Source organism: Luteibacter sp. dw_328, from assembly GCF_018449605.1.
GTDB lineage: Bacteria > Pseudomonadota > Gammaproteobacteria > Xanthomonadales > Rhodanobacteraceae > Luteibacter.
This window is the reverse complement of the sequence record NZ_JAAVUW010000001.1, coordinates 44937-63886: the sequence shown is the minus strand read 5'-3', so window position 1 is coordinate 63886 and position 18950 is coordinate 44937. Positions and strand designations below refer to the sequence as shown.

15 protein-coding genes are annotated in these 18950 nt (G+C 65.8%); 3 read left to right on the top strand and 12 right to left on the bottom strand.

Annotated features, from left to right (window positions below):
* Window positions 1-3: 3 nt before the first annotated feature.
* From HB634_RS00235 to HB634_RS00210, 6 genes are all read right to left on the bottom strand, one after another.
* Window positions 4-663, bottom strand: a complete 660-nt coding sequence (locus tag HB634_RS00235) for a MotA/TolQ/ExbB proton channel family protein (protein ID WP_197478282.1) — start codon at window positions 661-663, stop codon at window positions 4-6.
* A gap of 216 nt (window positions 664-879) precedes the next feature.
* Window positions 880-4242, bottom strand: a complete 3363-nt coding sequence (locus HB634_RS00230) for a GH92 family glycosyl hydrolase (RefSeq protein ID WP_345777440.1) — start codon at window positions 4240-4242, stop codon at window positions 880-882.
* A gap of 103 nt (window positions 4243-4345) precedes the next feature.
* A complete protein-coding gene (locus tag HB634_RS00225) occupies window positions 4346-6658 on the bottom strand; it encodes a DNA internalization-related competence protein ComEC/Rec2 (RefSeq protein WP_345777439.1) in 2313 nt (770 codons plus the stop codon).
* A gap of 87 nt (window positions 6659-6745) precedes the next feature.
* Window positions 6746-7276 carry a hypothetical protein gene (locus tag HB634_RS00220; RefSeq protein WP_213946915.1) on the bottom strand — a complete coding sequence of 177 codons (531 nt, stop codon included), beginning with the start codon at window positions 7274-7276 and terminating at the stop codon, window positions 6746-6748.
* A gap of 139 nt (window positions 7277-7415) precedes the next feature.
* Window positions 7416-8513, bottom strand: a complete 1098-nt coding sequence (locus HB634_RS00215) for a histone H1-like repetitive region-containing protein (protein WP_213946914.1) — start codon at window positions 8511-8513, stop codon at window positions 7416-7418.
* Window positions 8514-8681: 168 nt separating this feature from the next.
* Window positions 8682-9287 (bottom strand): rhomboid family intramembrane serine protease, encoded by a 606-nt coding sequence (locus HB634_RS00210; RefSeq protein WP_213946913.1) that lies wholly within the window; start codon window positions 9285-9287, stop codon window positions 8682-8684.
* A 137-nt stretch (window positions 9288-9424) separates the two neighbouring features.
* Between HB634_RS00210 and HB634_RS00205 the strand changes: the two genes are divergently transcribed.
* Together HB634_RS00205 and HB634_RS00200 are read left to right on the top strand one after the other, a co-directional pair.
* Window positions 9425-10300: a PhzF family phenazine biosynthesis protein gene (locus HB634_RS00205; protein ID WP_213946912.1), complete on the top strand. Its 876-nt coding sequence runs from the start codon at window positions 9425-9427 to the stop codon at window positions 10298-10300.
* A complete protein-coding gene (locus HB634_RS00200) occupies window positions 10240-10758 on the top strand; it encodes a YaiI/YqxD family protein (RefSeq protein WP_213946911.1) in 519 nt (172 codons plus the stop codon). The genes HB634_RS00205 and HB634_RS00200 overlap by 61 nt, the downstream gene beginning before the upstream one ends.
* A gap of 461 nt (window positions 10759-11219) precedes the next feature.
* Here HB634_RS00200 and HB634_RS00195 read toward each other — a convergent pair whose 3' ends face one another.
* From HB634_RS00195 to HB634_RS00175, 5 genes are all read right to left on the bottom strand, one after another.
* Entirely contained in the window at window positions 11220-11357 is a 138-nt protein-coding gene (locus HB634_RS00195; protein WP_213946910.1) for a hypothetical protein, read from the bottom strand.
* Window positions 11358-11861: 504 nt separating this feature from the next.
* Window positions 11862-12695, bottom strand: coding sequence for a nitrate reductase (locus HB634_RS00190; RefSeq protein ID WP_255548294.1), 834 nt, complete (start codon window positions 12693-12695; stop codon window positions 11862-11864).
* 86 nt (window positions 12696-12781) lie between these two features.
* Entirely contained in the window at window positions 12782-13063 is a 282-nt protein-coding gene (locus HB634_RS00185) for a hypothetical protein (RefSeq protein WP_063573566.1), read from the bottom strand.
* Between the two features lie 96 nt (window positions 13064-13159).
* Window positions 13160-14041: an NAD(P)-dependent oxidoreductase gene (locus HB634_RS00180; RefSeq protein ID WP_063573565.1), complete on the bottom strand. Its 882-nt coding sequence runs from the start codon at window positions 14039-14041 to the stop codon at window positions 13160-13162.
* A 13-nt stretch (window positions 14042-14054) separates the two neighbouring features.
* Complete coding sequence (locus HB634_RS00175) at window positions 14055-15230, bottom strand: NAD(P)/FAD-dependent oxidoreductase (protein ID WP_213946908.1); 1176 nt, start codon at window positions 15228-15230, stop codon at window positions 14055-14057.
* Between the two features lie 83 nt (window positions 15231-15313).
* On the opposite strand from HB634_RS00175, the gene HB634_RS00170 reads away from it, so the two are divergent.
* Window positions 15314-15796 (top strand): YajQ family cyclic di-GMP-binding protein, encoded by a 483-nt coding sequence (locus HB634_RS00170; protein WP_213946907.1) that lies wholly within the window; start codon window positions 15314-15316, stop codon window positions 15794-15796.
* A gap of 114 nt (window positions 15797-15910) precedes the next feature.
* On the opposite strand, the gene HB634_RS00165 is transcribed toward HB634_RS00170, so the two are convergent.
* Window positions 15911-18925 carry a ligand-binding sensor domain-containing diguanylate cyclase gene (locus tag HB634_RS00165; RefSeq protein WP_213946906.1) on the bottom strand — a complete coding sequence of 1005 codons (3015 nt, stop codon included), beginning with the start codon at window positions 18923-18925 and terminating at the stop codon, window positions 15911-15913.
* Window positions 18926-18950 lie beyond the last annotated feature (25 nt).

Below are 18950 nucleotides of genomic sequence, written 5' to 3'. Positions count from 1 at the left end.
GGATCAGCCAGCCTGCGAGGTAGCGGCTTCCGACGCGGCGGTGCGACGGCGCGGTGCCGGGCGCGGCGCGGACAGGTCGTCCAGCAGCGCCGTGGCTTCCTTTTCCATCTGCACGACATAGCCGCCCACTTTGGAACGGAAATAACGATGCAGCACGTAAGCCGGGATCGACACGACCAGGCCGAACGCCGTGCAGATCAGCGCCTCGCCGATACCACCGGCCATCTTGGTCGGATCGCCGATGCCGCCGGCCATCACACCCATGAACATGCGGATGAGGCCGATGACGGTACCGAGCAGGCCGAGCAGCGGGCCGATGAGGGCCACGGTGCCGAGCGTGTTGAGGTAGCGCTCCATGCGATGGACCACATGGCGACCGGTGTCCTCGATGCGCTCTTTGATCAGCTCGCGCGGACGGTCGCGCACGGCAAGGGCGCCGGCGAACAGTTCACCCAGCGGGGAGCCTTTCTCGAGGGCTTCGAGGTGGGAGGCGTCGAGCGAGGCGGATCGCGCCCACTCCCGCACTTCAGCGCCCAGGCCCGGCGGAAACACGGACGAACGGCGCAATGCCCAGAAACGCTCGAGGATGATCGCGAGCGCAACAAAGGAACAAATGAGGATCGGCAGCAAAGCCCAGCCGCCAGCCAGAAGGATCTCGAGCACGTCAACCCCGGATGAACAAAAGTCAGGCGGGCATCATAGCAGGGCCCGCCATGGGGACTGAGGCGCCCTTAACACTTGTGGCAGACAGCCTCCCTCCAGGAGGCAGCTTTACTGTGGGAGCCGCTTCAGCGGCGATCCCTGCGGAGAGGGGTGCTGCAGGTTACCGCGAGCACCCATCGCCGATGAATCGGCTCCTACAGAGAGAGAGCGAACCTCTCAGCGGTGGCCGAGGAACTCGACCTCGCTCAGATCCAGCCCGGTCGTATCAGCGGAAACGAGACGCAGGCGGTACCAGGCATACGCGCCCGGCGTGCCGACAGCGAACGCCCTCGTCTGCAAGCGCCACGGCCAGCTTTCACCCTCGCGCTTGTCGACCGCCTTGTAGTGCTTGCCGTCGGTCGACCCTTCGAGCACCCAGCCCGAGGCATCGCCCGGTTTGGCGCCCGAGGTCAGGGTGAGCATCTCCACCGTCACCGGATGATCGAAGTGCCAGCCGACCACAGCGTCCTTCGCGGCCAGATGCGCCGAGGTATCGGAGGTGTTGTCGAACAGCTTGTCCAACTCGGCGCCCTTCAATGAACCGAAGGCCTTGCCGCCCTCGCTCGTCAGGTCGACCAGCGGCGCTGGCTTACTGCCTTCGGCGCTGATCGAAGCCGGCAGCGCATCCGCACCGGTTCCCCACGTCGACGGCGTCGGCCCCATGGTGAACTCGAGCGTCGCACCCTTCGCCAGCAGTTCGTGCGGCAGGGTCAGCTTGTTCCACGGCTGGCCGTTGACCGTCAGCGACTGCACGTAGCGGTTCGTGTCGCTCACGCCCGGCGCCTTGATGTCGATCGTCGCACCACCTTCCAGACGAAGACTCATGTGCGGGAAGTGCGGCGCACCGATGACGTACTCCGGCGTGCCCATGCGCAGCGGATAGAAACCGGCGGCGCCAAACAGCCACCATGCCGACATCTCGCCGTTGTCTTCGTCACCCGGATAGCCCTGGCCGATCTCGCTGCCCACATAGAGGCGGGACACCGCGTCGCGCAGCTTGTCCTGCGTCTTCCACGGCTGGCCGGCTTCGTCGTACATCCAGATGATGTGATGCGAGGGCTGGTTCGAATGACCGTACTGGCCCATGCGGACGTCGCGTGCCTCGAGCATCTCGTGGATCACGTCGCCGTAATCGCCAACGTCGTACTTGCCCGGCGTGCTGAAGAACTGGTCGAGCTTGGCAGCCAGCGCCTCGCGACCACCGTACAGCGCGGCCAGGCCGGCACCGTCCTGCGGGGCGTGGAAGGCCATGTTCCAGGCATTGGTCTCGGTGTAGTCGCCACCCCAGCGAATCGGGTTGAACTCCTTCGCATCCCACCGCCACTTGCCCGCGGCATCGCGTGCGACGAAGAAACCGACGGCGGGATCGAACAGGTTGGTGTAACCGAGGGCACGCGAGCGATACCAGGCGGCATCGTCGGCGTAGGAGGCGCGGTAGGCGTCACCGGCCGGCGCGTCCTTGGCCAGTGCCCGGGCCAGGTTGCCGATGGCGAAGTCGTTGATGTAGCCATCCATCGACCAGGACAGGCCTTCTTTGACGCCGTCGTCGGTATAGCCGTTGAACAGCGAACGCTGGATGCCCTTGCGACCGGCACCCTTCACCTCGCTGACGCTGGAGGCATTGCGGATGGCCGACTGGTAGAAGGCGGAGACATCGAAATTACGCACGCCCTTCAGCCATGCATCGGAGAAGGCGACGTCCGAGCTCGTGCCCACCATCAGGTCGGCATAGCCCGGCGACGACCAGCGCGCGATCCAGCCCGAGTCGCGATATTGCTGCACGAAGCCGTCGATCATCTTGCCTGCTTCGTTCGGGGTGAGCAGCACATAGGCCGGCCACGCCGTGCGATAGGTGTCCCAGAAGCCGTTGTTGACGAACGGCTGGCCCTCGACGATACGCGCACCCGTCGCGGTATCCGTGTTCGAACCTGCCGGCGCCGAGAACGGGCTGGCGTAACGCCACACGGGGGCGTCCTTGCTTCCGGTGTTCTCGTAGGCGTGGTTCGGGTACAGGAACAGGCGGTACAGGCTCGAGTAGAGGATGGTTTTCTCGTCGGGCGAGGCGCCTTCCACCTTGACCGTGTCCAGGCGATCGTCCCAGGCCTTGCGTGCCCGCTCGTGGACGCTGTCGAAGGTGTCGTCCGGCGCGATTTCCTGGGCGAGATTGGCCTTGGCCTGGTCAACGCCGATCAGCGAGGTGGCGATCCGCATGGTAACGACGCGATCGCCCTTCTTCGACGTATCGAAGCCGAACCAGGCGGAGGCAGCGTCGCGCTTCTCGCCGGTGAGGCGGCCGCTCTCGGTCACGGGTTTATCGAACACCGCGTAGAAGAACAGGCGCGTGGCACCGGTGGAAAGACTGCTCTTGACGTCCGACCAGCCCTGGATGCTGCGCTGGCCCGGATCGAGCGTGACCGCCGCCTTCTCATTGAGGTTGTCGAAGACCAGCTGCGAGCGCTTGTCGGTGAAGGTGAAGCGGAAGATCGCCGCGTGGTCGGTCGGCGTGATCTCGGTGGTGATGCCGTCATCGAAGTGCACGCGGTAGTAGTCCGGATGCGCCAGTTCGGCGTCGTGGCCGAACGACAGCGCACGCGTCTCGCGTTTCAGCGCCGGTGCACCGGAAGCCGCCTGCGCCGGCATGACCTGGAAGGTCTGGCGCTCGCCCATCCACGGGCTGGGCTCGTGCGAGAGGGCAAAGGCCTCGATGCGCGGGCGATTGTCCTCGCCATTGCGGGCCTGGTACTGGTAGATCCAGTTGGACCCGGCGTTGGTCGTCGGCGTCCAGAAGTTGAAGCCATGCGGCATGGCGACTGCTGGGAAGTTGTTGCCGCGCGAGTAGTTTTCGTTGGCGTTGGAGCCACGACGCGTGTCGACGTAGTCGGTCGGGTGCGTGCTGTTGACGACTTTGACGTCGCCGATGCGCACGTCGTCGAGGTAGCCCTCGAAGGCTTCGCCCGCAGGAGCGTCCGCGGTGAGTTCGATCGAACGGACACGACGGCCCTTGGCCACGGCGCCCAGATCCACGCTCACATAGTTCCACTGGTCGGGATAAAGCACACGACCTTCGCCCTGCCCCTTCGCGGTGGCGGGCACGCGATGCTGGTCGCGCGCGGCGCTGGTGGAGAGGCGCGTGCCGTCGTCGAACACGAGGTCCACGGCCAGGTAGTTGGCCGGATTGACGAGGTCGTCCTTGTTGGAGCGAGGGAAGACCAGCCAGGACAACACCGTGTCGTCGCCGATGCGCACATCGGTGTCGAACAGCTTCGTCGTCGCCGGCGAGCCATTGCCCGTACCCGTGTAACGCAGCGAGTGCGTGCCGGTGAAGCCGACATTGGCCTTCGCGGTAAGCACTGCCTCGGGAGGTGGCCCCCCGACGACGCGAACGTCGAGCGTTCCCTTGGCCGCCAGCGGCGCGGGCTGCCCGGTCTCGAAGGAGCTGTCAAAGCGCTGGGTCGCCGCTAGGGCTCCCACCGGTACCACAAGAGACGCCGTCACCAGAGCGAACGCCGCCCTGCCCCAACCGTGCTTCGATACCGTCACGCTCATCCCCTTGTCTAGCGGAACCCGCATTTAAATCGTTCTAAATTGGGAATGTCAAACGGCGGTGCAGCACGGAGGGGGTTCGGGCGGTGGACGGCCCTCCTTACTCCCGCCAGTAACGGCTCGCCGGTCGACGCCACTCCCGCACTACCCGAGGCGTGGCATCACGCGGCATATCGACCACGATCGCGCCGCTGATGGCGGTGTTGAGCACGTCAGCCCCCGCATCCTCATGCCGCGCCAGCACCGAAGCATGCGGATGGCCAAACCGATTGCGCCACCCCGACGACACGATAGCCAGCTCAGGCTGCACAGCCCGAAGCCAAAGCACATCCGACGAATGCTTGCTGCCGTGGTGCGCTACCGTTGTCACCGTCGGCAGTTCAGACCACAACGCATCGCGATCCATACGACGCTCGGCCTTGGCACTGATGTCGCCGGTGAGCAGGAAGCGCCCTCCTTCTCCTTCGATCGATAGGACGCACGAGCGGTCGTTGCTGGCTGTCTTGCCCTGACCCTCGCGCGGCACGTCGAGAAAGTGGAAGCCGACGCCATCCCACGACCAGTCCGCCTCCGACGTGCACGGCTCTGCCGGAAACTCCAGCCTGCCCGGTTCGCCGGAGAGCCGTCGCGCCTTCGGGTAGCGGCCGACGATGGCCGCTGCACCACCTGCGTGATCGACATCCCCGTGGCTCACGACGAGGGTGTCCACACCGCCCAGGCCCAGGGCCGTGATCGACGGCAGCACGATCCCGGCGCCCGCATCACGGCCGCCGCCGTAGGCAGGGCCGGTGTCGTAGACGAGTGTGTGGTGTCGCGTGTGGACGACTACTGCCAGTCCCTGCCCTACGTCGAGCACCCAAGCGCGAAAGGCGCCGGCCTTGGGCATATCGCGTGGAGGCAGCAGCAACGGCAGGAACAATAAGGCGCCGTAGCCACGCAGCGGCACGCCACGCGGCATGAACAGCCACAGCGCTCCCACCGTCGCCAGAACAACCGCCAGGATGCCGCTTTCGGCCACGCTCAGTTGGGCGCCCGGAACATCGGCCAGTGCGGCCAGCATTCGCCACAGCTGCTTGAGCAACCACGCCGCCGCTATGAGTAAAGGAACCGCGAGAGACGGCACGGCCAGGAGGACGCAACCCACCAGCGTGAGCGGCACCACGACGAAGCTCACCAACGGTGCCGCGACCAGGTTGGCGACGAAGCCCATCAGCGACGTGCTGCCGAACAGGCACAGGGACAGTGGCAGCAGCGCGATGCTCATCGCCGCCTGCGCTCTCAGAAGTTCGCCGACCCAGCCGAGAAAACCCCGCGACCGCGGTGCCACGCAACACACCAGAAACCCCACCCCTGCGAACGACAACCAGAACCCCGCTGAGAGCACGGAGAGCGGATCGAATGTCAGCACGGCGAGCATCGCGAAGGCGAGCAGCGACAATCCGCCCGCGCGGCGACGTGCCATCCCCGCCAGCACCACGACGCCGATCATCAGCAAAGTGCGCACGGTCGGTAGCCCCAGCCCGGCGAGCATCCCGTAGCCGCCCGCCACCAGCATGCCGACCATCGCCTGCGTCATCTGCCTCGGCCACAACAGTGCGAGCATCGGCCACCACGCGTAGAGCAGCCGCGTGGCGAGCACTCCGCCCCCGGCGGCTACGCCGACATGAAATCCCGAGATGGCGATCAGGTGCGACACACCCGTGGCGCGGGCGATATCCCAGTCCGCCGCGTCGAGGCCGCGCGTGTCGCCGACGGCGAGCGCCTTGAGGATACGGGCGTCCTCTGCGCCCAGGTGGCCGTCCAGCGCTCGCGCAACGCCGTCGCGCCAGGCGTCCACGCACATAGCCACTCCGATGCGCGCGTTTTCCGGGGCAGCGCGTACATAGCCCGTGGCGACGATGCCGCGCTGAAGCGCCGTGCGTTCCGCGTCTCCGCCACCCGGATTGATGTTGCCGCGCGGACGACGCAGGCGAACCGTGAGGTGCCAGCGCTCACATGGCGCGGGTGAGACCTGCGTGCGGTACCAGCTGAGGCGGTAGGTGCCACGCGTTGCGGGTGGCGCACCGCCTACGGTGTCCGGCACGAACAGGAACGACGCATCGCCGCCACGCGCTCGCGGAAGATCGACAACGCGCCCCGTGACGACGACATCCTTCCCCTCGTCGTCCGCCGGCAATCTCGCACCCACGCCGCGCGCGCCCTGGAGGGCAGCCCATGCGGCGAACAGCATGAATACAGCGAGATGTCGCGCGGGCCTCCATGGCAAGGCGACGGCACAGGCCAAAGCGACGACAGCGGCCAGCATCGACCAGGGCCACGCGGGCAGCCACGCTCGCGACTGCACGGCCGTACAGCCGAGCAGCGCGGCGACGGCCAGCGAAACCAGCGATAACGGAGGAACGCGAAACACCACGACAGACGCCGTTGTATGCGGCGGTCCAGCCTAGGCGTGATGAGCGGTTCGCTGGCCCGTCAAACCCTGTGGGTCATCACCGCGCCGTCAACGCTCATCGCGATTACTGGCGCCCCGATTGACGTTGTTGCGCGGCGGCGAGTGCGAGCCCGACGAGGACGGCGGACGGTTACCGGGTTGCCCACCACCGTGCCAACCACCCGGCGGGGGCTGATGATTGCCCCCTTGCCCACCCGGAGGTGGCGGACGACCACCGCCCTGCCACCCACCCGGGGGTCGATGATCACCGTCGCCGGGACGACCGTGCCAGCCACCCGGAGGCGGCGGTCGCGGATGATCGTGCCCGTCACGGTCTCGGTAATACCGACGGTCGTAACCGCCGCCGTACCAGGCGGAACCCACGGCAATCGTCGAGTACCCACCGCCGTAATAACCCGGGCCGTAGTAGCCGTAACCCGGGTCGTAGTAAGCACCGGCAGGCTGGACGACCGTCGTCGTTTCCGTGCCGTAATACGCATCGCCCCCGGAGCGGCTGCGAACGTAGCCGGGGTCGTAGTAACAACCCGCCAGCGGCAGGGTTGCCGCGAGAGCGAGAAGCAGGGAATGCGCACGACGCATGGGGTTTTCTCTGATGAGATGACGGCGATGGACGACTTCGACACTGCGCCCCCGCGATTGAACGCCCGCTAAAAAGGAAAGGGTCGCGAAAGCGACCCTTTCCCTTCATTCAGCATACGCAGACCGAAGCCTTCGTCGATCAGGGCTTGCTCTTCTGCTGATCGCCGCGCTGATGCGCCTCATTGGCGTAGTTGGCTTCCGGCGATGCCGGCGAAGGTGACGGCGGATTCTGCTCGCCACCCGGTTGCGTGGCCGGCACACCATTGCTGTTCTCTCCCGTCGGCCACGAGGGCGGCTGACGATCGCGCTCGCGCTTGGCTTCAAGCAGTGCCTGGATGTGCGCGACGGCCTCTTCCTGGCTGATGTGTTGAACCGGCTCGTCGGTAGTCGTCGCTGCGGGCGTCGCCGGCTTCGGGCGGGGCTTCGGCGCGGGTTTCGCCTTGGCGACGACCGGCTTGGCTGCCGCTGGCGAAGAGGCGGTTGCCGGCGCGACAGTCAGCGGCGGCTTACGCGGCGTGTTGGTCGCGGGGACACGCGATACCGGCTTCTGTTCGATCGTGTGCGCGCTTGCACTGCGCTTGGTCGGAGCGGACTTCGAGACCGGCGTCGCGGCGACCTTCTTCGCCGGAGCGGTATTCTTGCGTGCCGGCGCCTTTGTGGCGACAACCTTGCGCGCGGCTGTCTTGGGAGCCGCCTTCTTCGCGACGACCTTGCTGGCGGCCGTCTTGCGGGCCGGAGCCTGCTTTGCTGCCGCCTTGCGGGCCGGAGCCTTGCGTGCGGAGGCCTTGGTGCTGACCTTCTTCGCGGCGGCCTTGCGCGGCGCTGCCTTCTTCGCGGCGACCTTGCGTGCCGGTGCCTTCTTCACAGCGGCCTTGCGCGCGACAGTTTTCTTGACGGCCTTCTTGGCGGCGGCCTTCCTGACTGCCGTCTTCTTACCGGCAGCCTTCTTCACGGTGGCTTTCTTGCCAGCGGCCTTGCGCACGGCCGTTTTCTTTACGGCTGACTTCTTTGCGGCTGACTTCTTTGCGGGTGACTTCTTGGCCGCTGACTTCTTGACTGCCGCCTTCTTTACGGCCTTCTTCGCCGCTGCCGGACGTGCGGCCGCCTTGCGTGCGGTCTTCTTCGCAGCGGCGCGTACGCCTGCTTTCTTCGCGACGGTCTTCTTTACCGCGCTCTTTTTCGAGGCCGGTTTACGGGCCGCTGATTTCTTCGTGGCAGTCTTGCGGGTGGTAGCCATGCGTTCACTCCTCCTACGTTAGTAGCCGACGCGAACCGCCCCACCGGGGAAGACCCGCGTGCATGCCGGACGACTTGGAAAAGGGTGGCGTTCGATCCGGACAAACGCATGATGTATCAGCTGTCGTCCGAAGTCACATAACTGGTTCGTAAAAGTTCAGGTTCGCGGTCAGGAAAAGCGCGGTTGTGATAGCAACGCGATGAATCGGGGAAGCACGGCCGGGTTGAGCGCGATGGTAAAGATCACGCCGTAAGCGGCACCCCACAGGTGCGCGCTGTGGTTCACGTTGTCTCCGCCGCGCTTGTCCATGTAGATCGAGTACGCCACGAAAAGCACCGAGTAGATGATCGCAGGCAGCTTCACGATGAAGACGTAGATGCTGGACCAGGGGCTGAGCAGCACGTAGGCGAAAAGGACCGCAGAGACCGCGCCGGACGCGCCCAGGCTGCGATACGAGGCATTGTTACGGTTCTTCATGTAGGTCGGCAGGATCGAGAAGATCAGCGCGCCGATGTAGAAGGTAACGAAGCCCAGCGCGCCCATGGCCGCGGTGTAGAACTCCTCCATGATCCTGCCAAAAAAATACAGCGTGAGCATGTTGAAGATCAGGTGCGACCAGTCTGCGTGGATCAGGCCGTAGCTCACCAGCCGGTAATACTCACGGCTGCGCGAGAGTGCGGGCGGCCAGAGGATCAGGTCGTCCATCAGGCGCCGGTTGCTGAAGGCAAAGAAGGAGACCACAGCGGTCACGAGGATGATGAGCAGCGTAGTCATGCGACGAAACAGCGTCCTTTAGGACCGGGCCAGCGCGCATCTTGGCGGTAACGCGCGCCGATGTCGAACCCCCGGCCCATGCCGGACAGGCGATGGATGGCTATCATGGACGACCTCCCCCGCTCCTGGCACGACCGATGTCCCCCATCCGTTACAAGCAGCTCGACGTCTTCGCCGCCCGTCATGGCGGCGGTAATCCACTGGGCGTCGTCATCGACGCCGAGGGCTGGTCCGACGAGCGCATGCAGCGCTTCGCCCACTGGACCAACCTGGTCGAAACCACCTTCCTGATGCCCGCGCGCGCCGAAGGCGCCGATTACCGGGCGCGGATCTTTACGCCGACCAAGGAAATCCCCTTCGCCGGCCATCCGACCATCGGCAGCGCGCACGCCGCGCTCGATGCCGGTCTGGTCACCCCCGACGCGGCCGGCATCATCTGGCAGGAATGCGGCGCCGGTGTGCTGCCGATCCGCGTGGAAAAGGACGGCAAGGCACGTGAGCTGTTCGTGCAGTCGCCCAAGGCGCGCATCGTCGGCGACGCCTCGTGTGCCGGTGAGACGCTGTCCGCCGTCCTCTATGGCGTCAAGCTAGGCGCCCTGGCCCCGGCCTGCGTCGAAGGCGGCCGTCGCTGGTGGGTCGCCGAGTTCGCCGACGAAGCCGCCCTGCGCGGCTGGCGCCCCGACCATGCAGCCATACGCGCGCTCGCCCTGGCCACGGATACCCTCGGCCTGTGCGTGTTCGCGCGCTCCGCCGAAGGCCTGGCCGTGCGCGCCTTCCCGGCCGGCGTCGGTATCGTGGAAGACCCCGCCTCCGGCGCCGCCAATGGCCTTATTGCCGCCTATGTCGCCGCACGCGACACCAGCGGCACGTTGGCGAAGGGCTACGTGGTCAGCCAGGGCCGCGAAGTCGGTCACGACGCCCGCATCATCATCCGCATCGACGGCGAAGCCGTATGGGTCGGCGGCTGCACCAACACCATCGTCGACGGCCACGTGGACTGGACGGACGCCTGACCGTGCAGATATGGGTCGACGCCGACGCCTGTCCCAACGTCATCAAGGACATCCTGTTCCGCGCCGCCGAGCGCGAACAGGTCAACGTAACCCTGGTCGCCAACGCGTGGATCCGCACGCCGGCCTCGCGTTTCGTCCGTTCGATCCAGGTGCCGGGCGGCTTCGACGTGGCCGACGATGAGATCGTGCGCCGCGTGGAACCGGGCGATCTCGTCGTCACCCAGGACATTCCGCTGGCGGCCTTCGCCATCGAGAAAGGCGCCCTCGCCCTGCATCCGCGCGGCGAGATGTACACGAAGGACACGATCGCGCAGCGCCTTTCCATGCGAAATTTCATGGAAGAACTCCGCGGCTCCGGCGTCAACACCGGCGGCCCCGCCACCATGCACCCACGCGACCGGCAAGCCTTCGCCAATGCACTGGATGCATGGCTGGCGAAACGGCGCTCGGCGAAATAACGCTAATTGCGTGGGAGCCGCTTCAGCGGCGAATGCATTGGCTGCGGATCGCCCGCTCCGCGAGCGCATGCCTTAAGCGGCGTTCGCCGCCTCACGCTCGTGCTGCCGTGGGTGTCGCGGTCGGGTTGGCCCTTGGGGCCGCGGCGCGGCTCTTCGAGACGGGCCGTAGGCATCGCTCTCGCTGGCACGGGAACCGGGCGGCCCTCAGCTTAAGCGGCCCCAAGGGCCAACCCGACCGCGACACCGAACGTTGAGGTGGCGTGTGGTAAGAACGCCCCGCCGCTTTGTTGCCTCGTATCGAATGACGACGCACCACGCTCTCGTAGGAGCCGCTTCAGCGGCGAACCCTCAGGCTGTCGAGATAACGAATGAGGCCTTGTGATCATTGGACGAGCGGTTGAACAGCCCTTATATCGCTATCCAAAGCGCCACTCGCGCGACCAACGATGAGGCCGAACCGCTCAGCGAACAGCCACAACAAAAGCCGCAGCAGACGCAACATGCGTAGCAGGCGATACGATAAAGGCACCGAGCATCAGCAGGCAGGTCAAAACGCTGGCGGCGAAGAAGGTATGCAGCATGGCGGTTTCGAATTTCATGGTCGTTGTCCTTTGACGATGTTTGAGGTGGAGTCGTAGGTACCTCTGCATCGGTCGTGCCAACGGTGGAAATCAACGGCAAGGCGCATTCTTGCGCGGGTTTTGCGAATCGACCAAGAAGGCTGGACGTGTCCGCGGACGATGCGTAGGGCGTCCGGACGGGTGTCCGGGCGTTGTCGCGATCTGGTTATCGCCGATGAATCGGCTCCTACAAGAGCGGCGCTGTGAGTGGCGGGCGGTTTGCTCGGCCACACGCAACCTCGGCGTTCGGTGGCGCGAGGGGCAAGGCCCTTGGGGACGCTTAAGCTGAGGGCCGCTCAGTTCACAGGGAATGCGAAAGAGGAGCTACGGCCCGTCTCGAAGAGCCGCGCCGCGGCCCCAAGGGCCTTGCCCCTCGCGGCTCCCAACACACCCACAAGCGTGAGGCGGCGTAAGCCGCTGGTTACATGGGTCGCGTAGCGACCGTCCTTTCGCTGATGAATCGACGCCTACAAAAGCCAGCGGCTAGGCGCCGACGGCTTCATCCAGGCGCAACGTCAGGCACTTGGCTGCACCGCCCGACTTCATGAACTCGTCCAGCGCGACTTCGATCACCATGAACCCGGCACCCTCCAGACGCGAACGCAGATCCGGGCTGGCGCGGTTGAGGATCACCACCTTGCCCAGGTTCACCGCATTACAGGCGAAATCGAGGGCGTCGTGCTCATGTACGGCGATGCGATGGCTCGGCGGGACGTGCTTCTCGATCAGTGCCAATGACGGCGCGTCGAACGCCGCCGGATAATACAGCGTGTAGCCGTTAGCCAGCGGGCAGAAACAGGTGTCCAGGTGGTAGAAGCGCGGGTCGGCCAGTTTCAGCGGCAGCACTTCCACATCGAGCAGCCGCGCCAGTGCGGGTGCCGCGGCCTGGTCGGATCGATGACCGTAACCCATCCACAGGCGACGTGAGACGCCGCGATCGAACAGGCCGTCGCCGGCACCCTCGAAGAAGACGTCGTCAGGGAGATCCGCGATGTCGAAACCGTGGCGGATGAACCAGGCCCGGTTAGGGGCTTCCTCGCCCTGCCGCTCGGCGTACCGGAAGCGACTGGGAATGAAGGTATTGCCGAAGACCAGACCGGCGTTGGCGGCAAAGGTCATGTCGGGCTGGCCCTGCGCGGGCTCTTCCTGCGCGACATCCGCATGGCGCGACACCGTTTCGCGGAGGGCGTCCCACTGCCTGCGGGAGCGTTCGGAGGTCGTGTCGTGGATGTGGCCGGTCATCCATGGGTTGATGACGTAGCTGACTTCGAAGAACGTGGGTGCGCACATCAGGACGCGAGGAACGGTACGTTCCATCGTCGAAGACATCGTTTCTGCCATGGACGGTGCTCACCGGGATGGGGGAACGAGCCCCCATCATGGCAGAAACGCAGGTTCGATCGTCAGGCCAGCTTGCCGCTGATCGCGGTGACGGTGTCCGACGAAAAATGCAGTTCCTTCAGGGCTTCCTCGAGCGAGTCGCGCGAGTTCGCTTCCACTTCGACTTCTTCACCGACGCTGGCCGGCGAGACATGCACGTAGCGACTGCCTTCCTGGTAGGCAATGCCTTCGTCGTGGTAGATCTGCTTGGTGGCGAGCTTGAAGGTGCCGTCGTTCGATTCCTTCACGAGGACCGCGCGACCCTCGTGCATGCCCTCGTATACCGTCTTCCAGCTTACCGTCATGATGTCCCTCCTCAGCTGCACAACAGCGTGCGGGTCCGATTGTCGCGGACCCGCAGGGGTAATGATTGTGAAGGCTTGCCGAAATCCTTACCGGCGTCAGTCCTTCAGGTGTGCCCTGCCCTCGGCCACACGGGCCAGGCCCGAGAAGTCCAGCTCGCCGTCACCCGCCGCCAGGGACTCCAGCAAGGCGTCGTGCAAGACGCTGGCGAACGGCATGGGCACGCGCTTGGCATCGGCTGCGGCGCGGGCCAGGCCGATGTCCTTGAAGCCCAGGCTCAGCTTGAATGCCGCCGGCGTATAGGTCTGCGCGGCGATCATGCCGCCGTAGATCTTGTAGATCGGCGAGGCGAACAGCGAATTCGACATGACATCGAGGAAATCCGCCGCCGAGACGCCGTGGGCGCGGGTCAGCGTGGTCGCCTCGGCCATGCTCTCGATCGCCGCACCGATCAGGAAGTTGCCGCCGATCTTGACGATGGTGGCGCGGATCGGGTCGTCGCCCATGGGCCAGACCTTCTGCCCGATCAGCTCGAGCAGCGGCTGCACCTTCGCTACCGCGTCCGGCTTGCCGGAAGCGACGACGTTGAGGTTGCCCGCGGCAGCTACTTCGGGACGACCGAAGACGGGCGCCGCGACATAGCCGAGACCGCGCTTCTCGTGCGCGGCGATCAACTCCTGGGCCAGCGCAACCGAAATGGTGGCGTGGTTCACGTGGACAGCGCCCTTCGGCAAGGCATCGAGCACGCCACTGTCGAGGATGACCTCGCGCACGGCGGCGTCGTTGGCCAGCATGCTGTGCAGTACCTCGGCGCCGGTGGCAGCGTCCACGGGTTTGGCGGCTACCTTCGCGCCCTGCTCCGCCAGCGGCTTCGCCGCGTCCGCCGAGCGGTTCCATACCGTCAGCTCGTGGCCACCCTTGATCAGGGTACCGGCCATGCCGGTGCCCATGTTGCCCAGTCCGATAAAACCGATCCGCATACGTTGCTCCGCGTCAGACGGCCAGGCCGGCGGCATTGCCGGAGGCCCAGGCCCATTGGAAGTTATAGCCACCCAGGTGCCCCGTCACATCGAGCACTTCGCCGACGAAATAGAGGCCGGGCTGGCGTTTGGACATCAGGGTGGACGACGAGACCTCGTCGGTATCCACGCCGCCGAGGGTGACCTCGGCCGTGCGATAGCCCTCGGTACCGCTGGCCACGACCGGCCAACTGGCTAATTGTGCGCCGATGTCCTTCAACTCGGCGTCACGGTATTGCCGCATGGGACGATTCGGCAGCCAGATTTCGCACAGGCGCTCGGCCAGGCGGCGCGGCAGCAAGGTGGCGAGCACGGTCTTGAGTTCGGCGAGCGGACGCTCGTCACGGGCTGCCAGCAGCGCCTCCGCGGCGTCGATGCCCGGCAGCAGGTCTACGCGAAGGTCGGTGCCCGGCTCCCAGTACGAGGAGATCTGCAGGATGGCCGGGCCGCTGAGGCCACGATGAGTGAAGAGCAGCGCATCGCGAAAACTTGCGTCGTTGGCCGCAGCCTCCACCGGCAGTGCCACGCCAGCGAGGCCTTCGAAGCGCTCCTGGTGCTTGCCGCTCAGCGTCAGCGGCACGAGGCCCGCGCGCAGCGGCAAGACGGCGTGACCGAACTGCTTTGCCAGCTCGTAGCCGAAGCCGGTGGCGCCCAGGCTCGGAATCGACAGCCCGCCGGTGGCAACCACCACGGATGTCGCCCGCACGTGGCCCAGCGGTGTATCGCAGCCAAAACCGGTATCGGTGGCGCGCAGGCGGGACACCGCACAGTTGATCTCCACGCGAACCCCGGCCGCCGTGCATTCATCGAGCAGCATGCGCACGATCTGCTTGGAGGAATCGTCGCAGAACAGCTGCCCCGGGGACTTCTCGTGCCAGGCGATCCCATGCTTGTCGACCATCGCGATGAAGTCCCACGGCGTATAGCGCGCCAGCGCGGACTTGCAGAAATGCGGGTTCGCCGAGAGGAAATTGGCCGGCGTCGTGGCGGTATTGGTGAAATTGCAGCGCCCGCCACCGGACATCAGGATCTTCTTGCCGGCCCGATTGGCGTGGTCGACCACCAGCACGCGCTTGCCGCGGCCGCCTGCGACGATGGCCGTCATCAGGCCTGCCGCGCCCGCCCCGATGACGAGGACGTCGTATTCCATGCTGGGTTTTCCGTCGCGCAAACACACATGGTACCGCCCTCGCGTAAACTTGTTGACCTCGCCACGACTTTGGGATCCCCGTCATGCCCTCCTTCGACATCATTTCGGAAGTCGACAAGCACGAACTCACCAACGCCATCGACCAGGCCAACCGCAAGGTGACGAGCCGCTTCGACCTGAAGGGCACCTCGGCCGGCATGGAGCTGGAAGAGAGCACCGTCACGCTGAAGGCGGACAACGAATTCCAGCTCGAGCAGCTGATGCCCATCCTTCGCGAATGCCTTTCGGCGCGCCATATCGACGTCCGCGCCATGGATGTCGGCAAGCCGGAGTCGAACCTCGCCCAGGCCCGGCAGAAGGTCACCATCAAGCAGGGTATCGAGCAGCCGATCGCGAAGAAGCTCATCGCGTCGATGAAGGAAGCGAAGCTGAAGGTGGAAGCGCAGATCAACGGCGACAAGGTGCGCGTCAGCGGAAAGAAGCGCGACGACCTGCAGTCCGCAATGGCGCTGTTGCGCAAGGCGGACGTGGAACTGCCGCTGCAGTTCGACAATTTCCGCGATTAACGCTTACGCCGCCCGCGCCCCTGCTCGGTAGGAGCCGGCTCTATGTGGGAGCCGCTTCAGCGGCGATGCCTGTTGACAGCCAAGAGCATCGCCGTTGAAGCGGCTCCCACAGAATCAGAGGCCAGCGATGCGACTCCGGTTACGCCCGTCGTTCTTCGCCTCATAAAGCGCTTCATCCGCGCGGCCCAGCAGCGAATTCAGCGACTCCGGCGAACGCCACATTGCCACGCCCGCGCTCACCGTGATGCGAATCCGGTAATCCCCGTGGACGATCACCAGCGCCGCCAGCGCGTGGCGCACGCGCTCGGTGATATCCAGTGCATGCTCGGCCAGCGCGCCGGGAAGGCAGAGGATGAATTCCTCGCCGCCGAAGCGCCCGGCCAGATCGTCCGCGCGGCACATCGACGAAATCACCCGCATCGTCTCGCGGATCACCGTGTCGCCGGCCAAATGGCCGAAGGTGTCGTTGACCGTCTTGAAGTCGTCGATATCCAGCAGCACGAGGCTGAAGGGAATGCCGTCGTTGGCTGCGCCCTGGCGCACGCGCTCGGCCTGTTCGAGGAAGCGGCGACGATTGAGCGAACCGGTGAGCTCGTCGGTGCCGGCCAGATGATCCAGACGCTCGTTGGCTGCCTTGAGGTCACGTGTGCGGGCGTCGACCTGGGCCTGCAGCAGCTCCGCACGGCGGCGCAGGTACAGCGTGCGCAGCGAGACCAGGCCGAAGAAGGCGGCTACGGCGAGCGCCACGGCGGCCAGCAGGGTCCAGGGGCTTTCGTACCAGCGCGGGGTCACGTCCACGCGCACCGAGGTTTCCACGGTACGCGCATCGAGGCCGCGCATCGTGGCGCGTAGCCGAAGCGTGTAGGTGCCGCTGGCCAGGTTGGTATAGATCGCGCTGGGCGGAATACCCCGTGCGACCTCATTCCAGCCCGTGTCGGCGTCGTCCATGCGGTAGGCGTAATGCGTTTCCATCGGCGCGCGATAGTCGAGCAACGCGAAATCCACGCGCAGGTTACGACCGTCGCCGCCAATGGTGATCCGGCCGCCGTCTTCGGGCAGGTCGGCCAGCGGCAAGGGTTTGTCGTTGATGCTCACGTGCGTGACGGCCATGCGCGGCGGCACGATCTGCGGCGCCACCCAGTACGGACGAATCACGGTGAGACCGCCGAGGCCGCCGAACATCAGCTCGCCGCCGGGAGCCTCCGCCGCCGCGCGGTGGATATAGCTGGGAATGCGCAGGCCGTCACGTATGCCCAGGTCCGAGACGCGGTGGCTGCCGGTGTCGATCACGGCCACGCCGTTGGCCATAGAGGCCCACACCCGATCGTCGTGGTCGACCAGCAGCGCGTTGATCTTGCTGTTCACCAGCCCCTCGCGCGCACCGATCAGGCCGAACCGGAACGGGCCATGCGGATTGAACTGGTCCAGGTAGGCGATGCCGCCGAAGGTGCCCAGCCACAGGCGGTGGTGCGAGTCGAACACCATGGAGCCGGTGTAATCCTGCGGCAGGCTGTTGGGATCGGCGGGATCGTGGCGCAGGTTCACGAAACCCGGCTGGCCGTCGTAGCCGATGCTGATACCGCTGATGGTGGCGAACCACCAGGCGTCCGGCATGCGCACGATGTGGCGCACCTGGTCACCCACGATGCTCGCCGGATCATGCGGGTCATGGCGCATCTGGATGAGCTTGCCGGTGACCGTGTCGTACTGGAAAAGACCGTCGTAGCCGCCGATCAGGATCTCGTTGCCATCGCGCTGCATCGACAGGATGAGCCTGCCGTCCAGGCTGGGGATCATCGAGCTGTGCAGGGCGAAGGTGTCGGGATCGATACGCGAGATCCCCTGTGCGCCTGCCCAGATCGAGCCGTCCGGCGCGACCACGAAAGCCTGCACGTCGCGCTCGGCCTGTTCGCCGCCCAATTGCAGGTGGCGCATCGTGCCCTTGCCCAGGTCGAGCACGTCGATGCGCCCCATGCCGAGGCCGAGCCATACGCGCCCGCGCGGATCGACGAACACCGAGTGCACGTTGGCATTGGACAGCGTGTGCGACTCCAGCGGCGACGGCAGCACGGAAAACACCTTGCGGCCGTTCGGGTCGTAATGCGCCGCGCCCAGTTCGGTGGCCACCCAGATGTTGCCGGTGCTGTCCTGGAAGATGTCGCGCGTGATATCTCCCGGCAACGACGAGGGCATGGCCGCGTCGTGACTCAGCACGCGCAACTGGCTGGTGTTGAAGTCGTAAGTGACCACGCCGGCACCGTCGGTGGCGGCCCAGAGCACGTGTTGGGGGGTCTCGTGGAAGGCGCGCACCGTGCGCCGGCGAGCCATGCCGTTCTTCCCGGAGAAACCCGGCACCAGGTGCGCATGGCCCTGGGCGTCGATGTTGACGGCACCGGACTGGCCGGTGCCGACCCACAGGCGCGACTGGCTGTCCTCGAACAGCGCCCATATCTGGTCGTGAAGAATTTCGTCGATCGCCGGATCGTCCGACGCCACGCGCTGGAAGCGCCCGCCCGGGCGGCGCACGAACAAGCCGTTATCCGCGCCTGCCCACACGTTGCCCGCCTTGTCCTCAGCGACGACGAAGGTGCGTGCGAGCATGTCCTTCGCGTCGCCGGGCTGGCCGGATTCGTGGGTGATCTTGCCCGTACCGACATCGACGCGATCGATGCCACCTTCGGTGGCGATCCAGAACACATTGCGTTCGCGAGCACGGGCGATCGAAAAAATCTTGCCGTTCGAGGTCCCGCCGGCGCCAATGGGATAGACGTGGAATCGTGTCGTCACCGGGTCGAAGCGCACCAGGCCACCGGCATTCGTACCGATCAGCAGGCCGCCGTCGGCCAGTGGCATGAGATCGCGCACATAAGCGTCGGGCAGCACGGCGCCGGCGTAAGCGTCGGGCTCCTGGCCGAATACCTGCATCCGGTAGCCGTCGTAACGGGCGAGGCCGCCGAAGGTGCCGATCCAGATTACCCCGCGGGTGTCCTGCACGATGGCGGTGGTGGTCGAATGCGGCAGGCCATCGGCGACGCCGACCGTGTCGAACCAGGCGGTTTCGTAGACGGCCCAGGGGTCGACGCCGACGGTGGGTGCGGCGGGAGCTATCGCCGCTGAAGCGGCTCCCACAGGAACCGGGCTCTTCGTGGGAGCC

Bases quoted from the DNA above. Each gene is read 5' to 3' on its own strand.
- HB634_RS00220 (WP_213946915.1), bottom strand. From the start codon at position 7,276: ATGCGTCGTGCGCATTCCCTGCTTCTCGCTCTCGCGGCAACCCTGCCG.
- HB634_RS00190 (WP_255548294.1), bottom strand. From the start codon at position 12,695: ATGGAACGTACCGTTCCTCGCGTCCTGATGTGCGCACCCACGTTCTTC.
- HB634_RS00205 (WP_213946912.1), top strand. From the start codon at position 9,425: ATGTCCCCCATCCGTTACAAGCAGCTCGACGTCTTCGCCGCCCGTCAT.
- HB634_RS00210 (WP_213946913.1), bottom strand. From the start codon at position 9,287: ATGACTACGCTGCTCATCATCCTCGTGACCGCTGTGGTCTCCTTCTTT.
- HB634_RS00200 (WP_213946911.1), top strand. From the start codon at position 10,240: ATGGGTCGGCGGCTGCACCAACACCATCGTCGACGGCCACGTGGACTG.
- HB634_RS00180 (WP_063573565.1), bottom strand. From the start codon at position 14,041: ATGCGGATCGGTTTTATCGGACTGGGCAACATGGGCACCGGCATGGCC.
- HB634_RS00215 (WP_213946914.1), bottom strand. From the start codon at position 8,513: ATGGCTACCACCCGCAAGACTGCCACGAAGAAATCAGCGGCCCGTAAA.
- HB634_RS00195 (WP_213946910.1), bottom strand. From the start codon at position 11,357: ATGAAATTCGAAACCGCCATGCTGCATACCTTCTTCGCCGCCAGCGTT.
- HB634_RS00175 (WP_213946908.1), bottom strand. From the start codon at position 15,230: ATGGAATACGACGTCCTCGTCATCGGGGCGGGCGCGGCAGGCCTGATG.
- HB634_RS00185 (WP_063573566.1), bottom strand. From the start codon at position 13,063: ATGACGGTAAGCTGGAAGACGGTATACGAGGGCATGCACGAGGGTCGC.
- HB634_RS00170 (WP_213946907.1), top strand. From the start codon at position 15,314: ATGCCCTCCTTCGACATCATTTCGGAAGTCGACAAGCACGAACTCACC.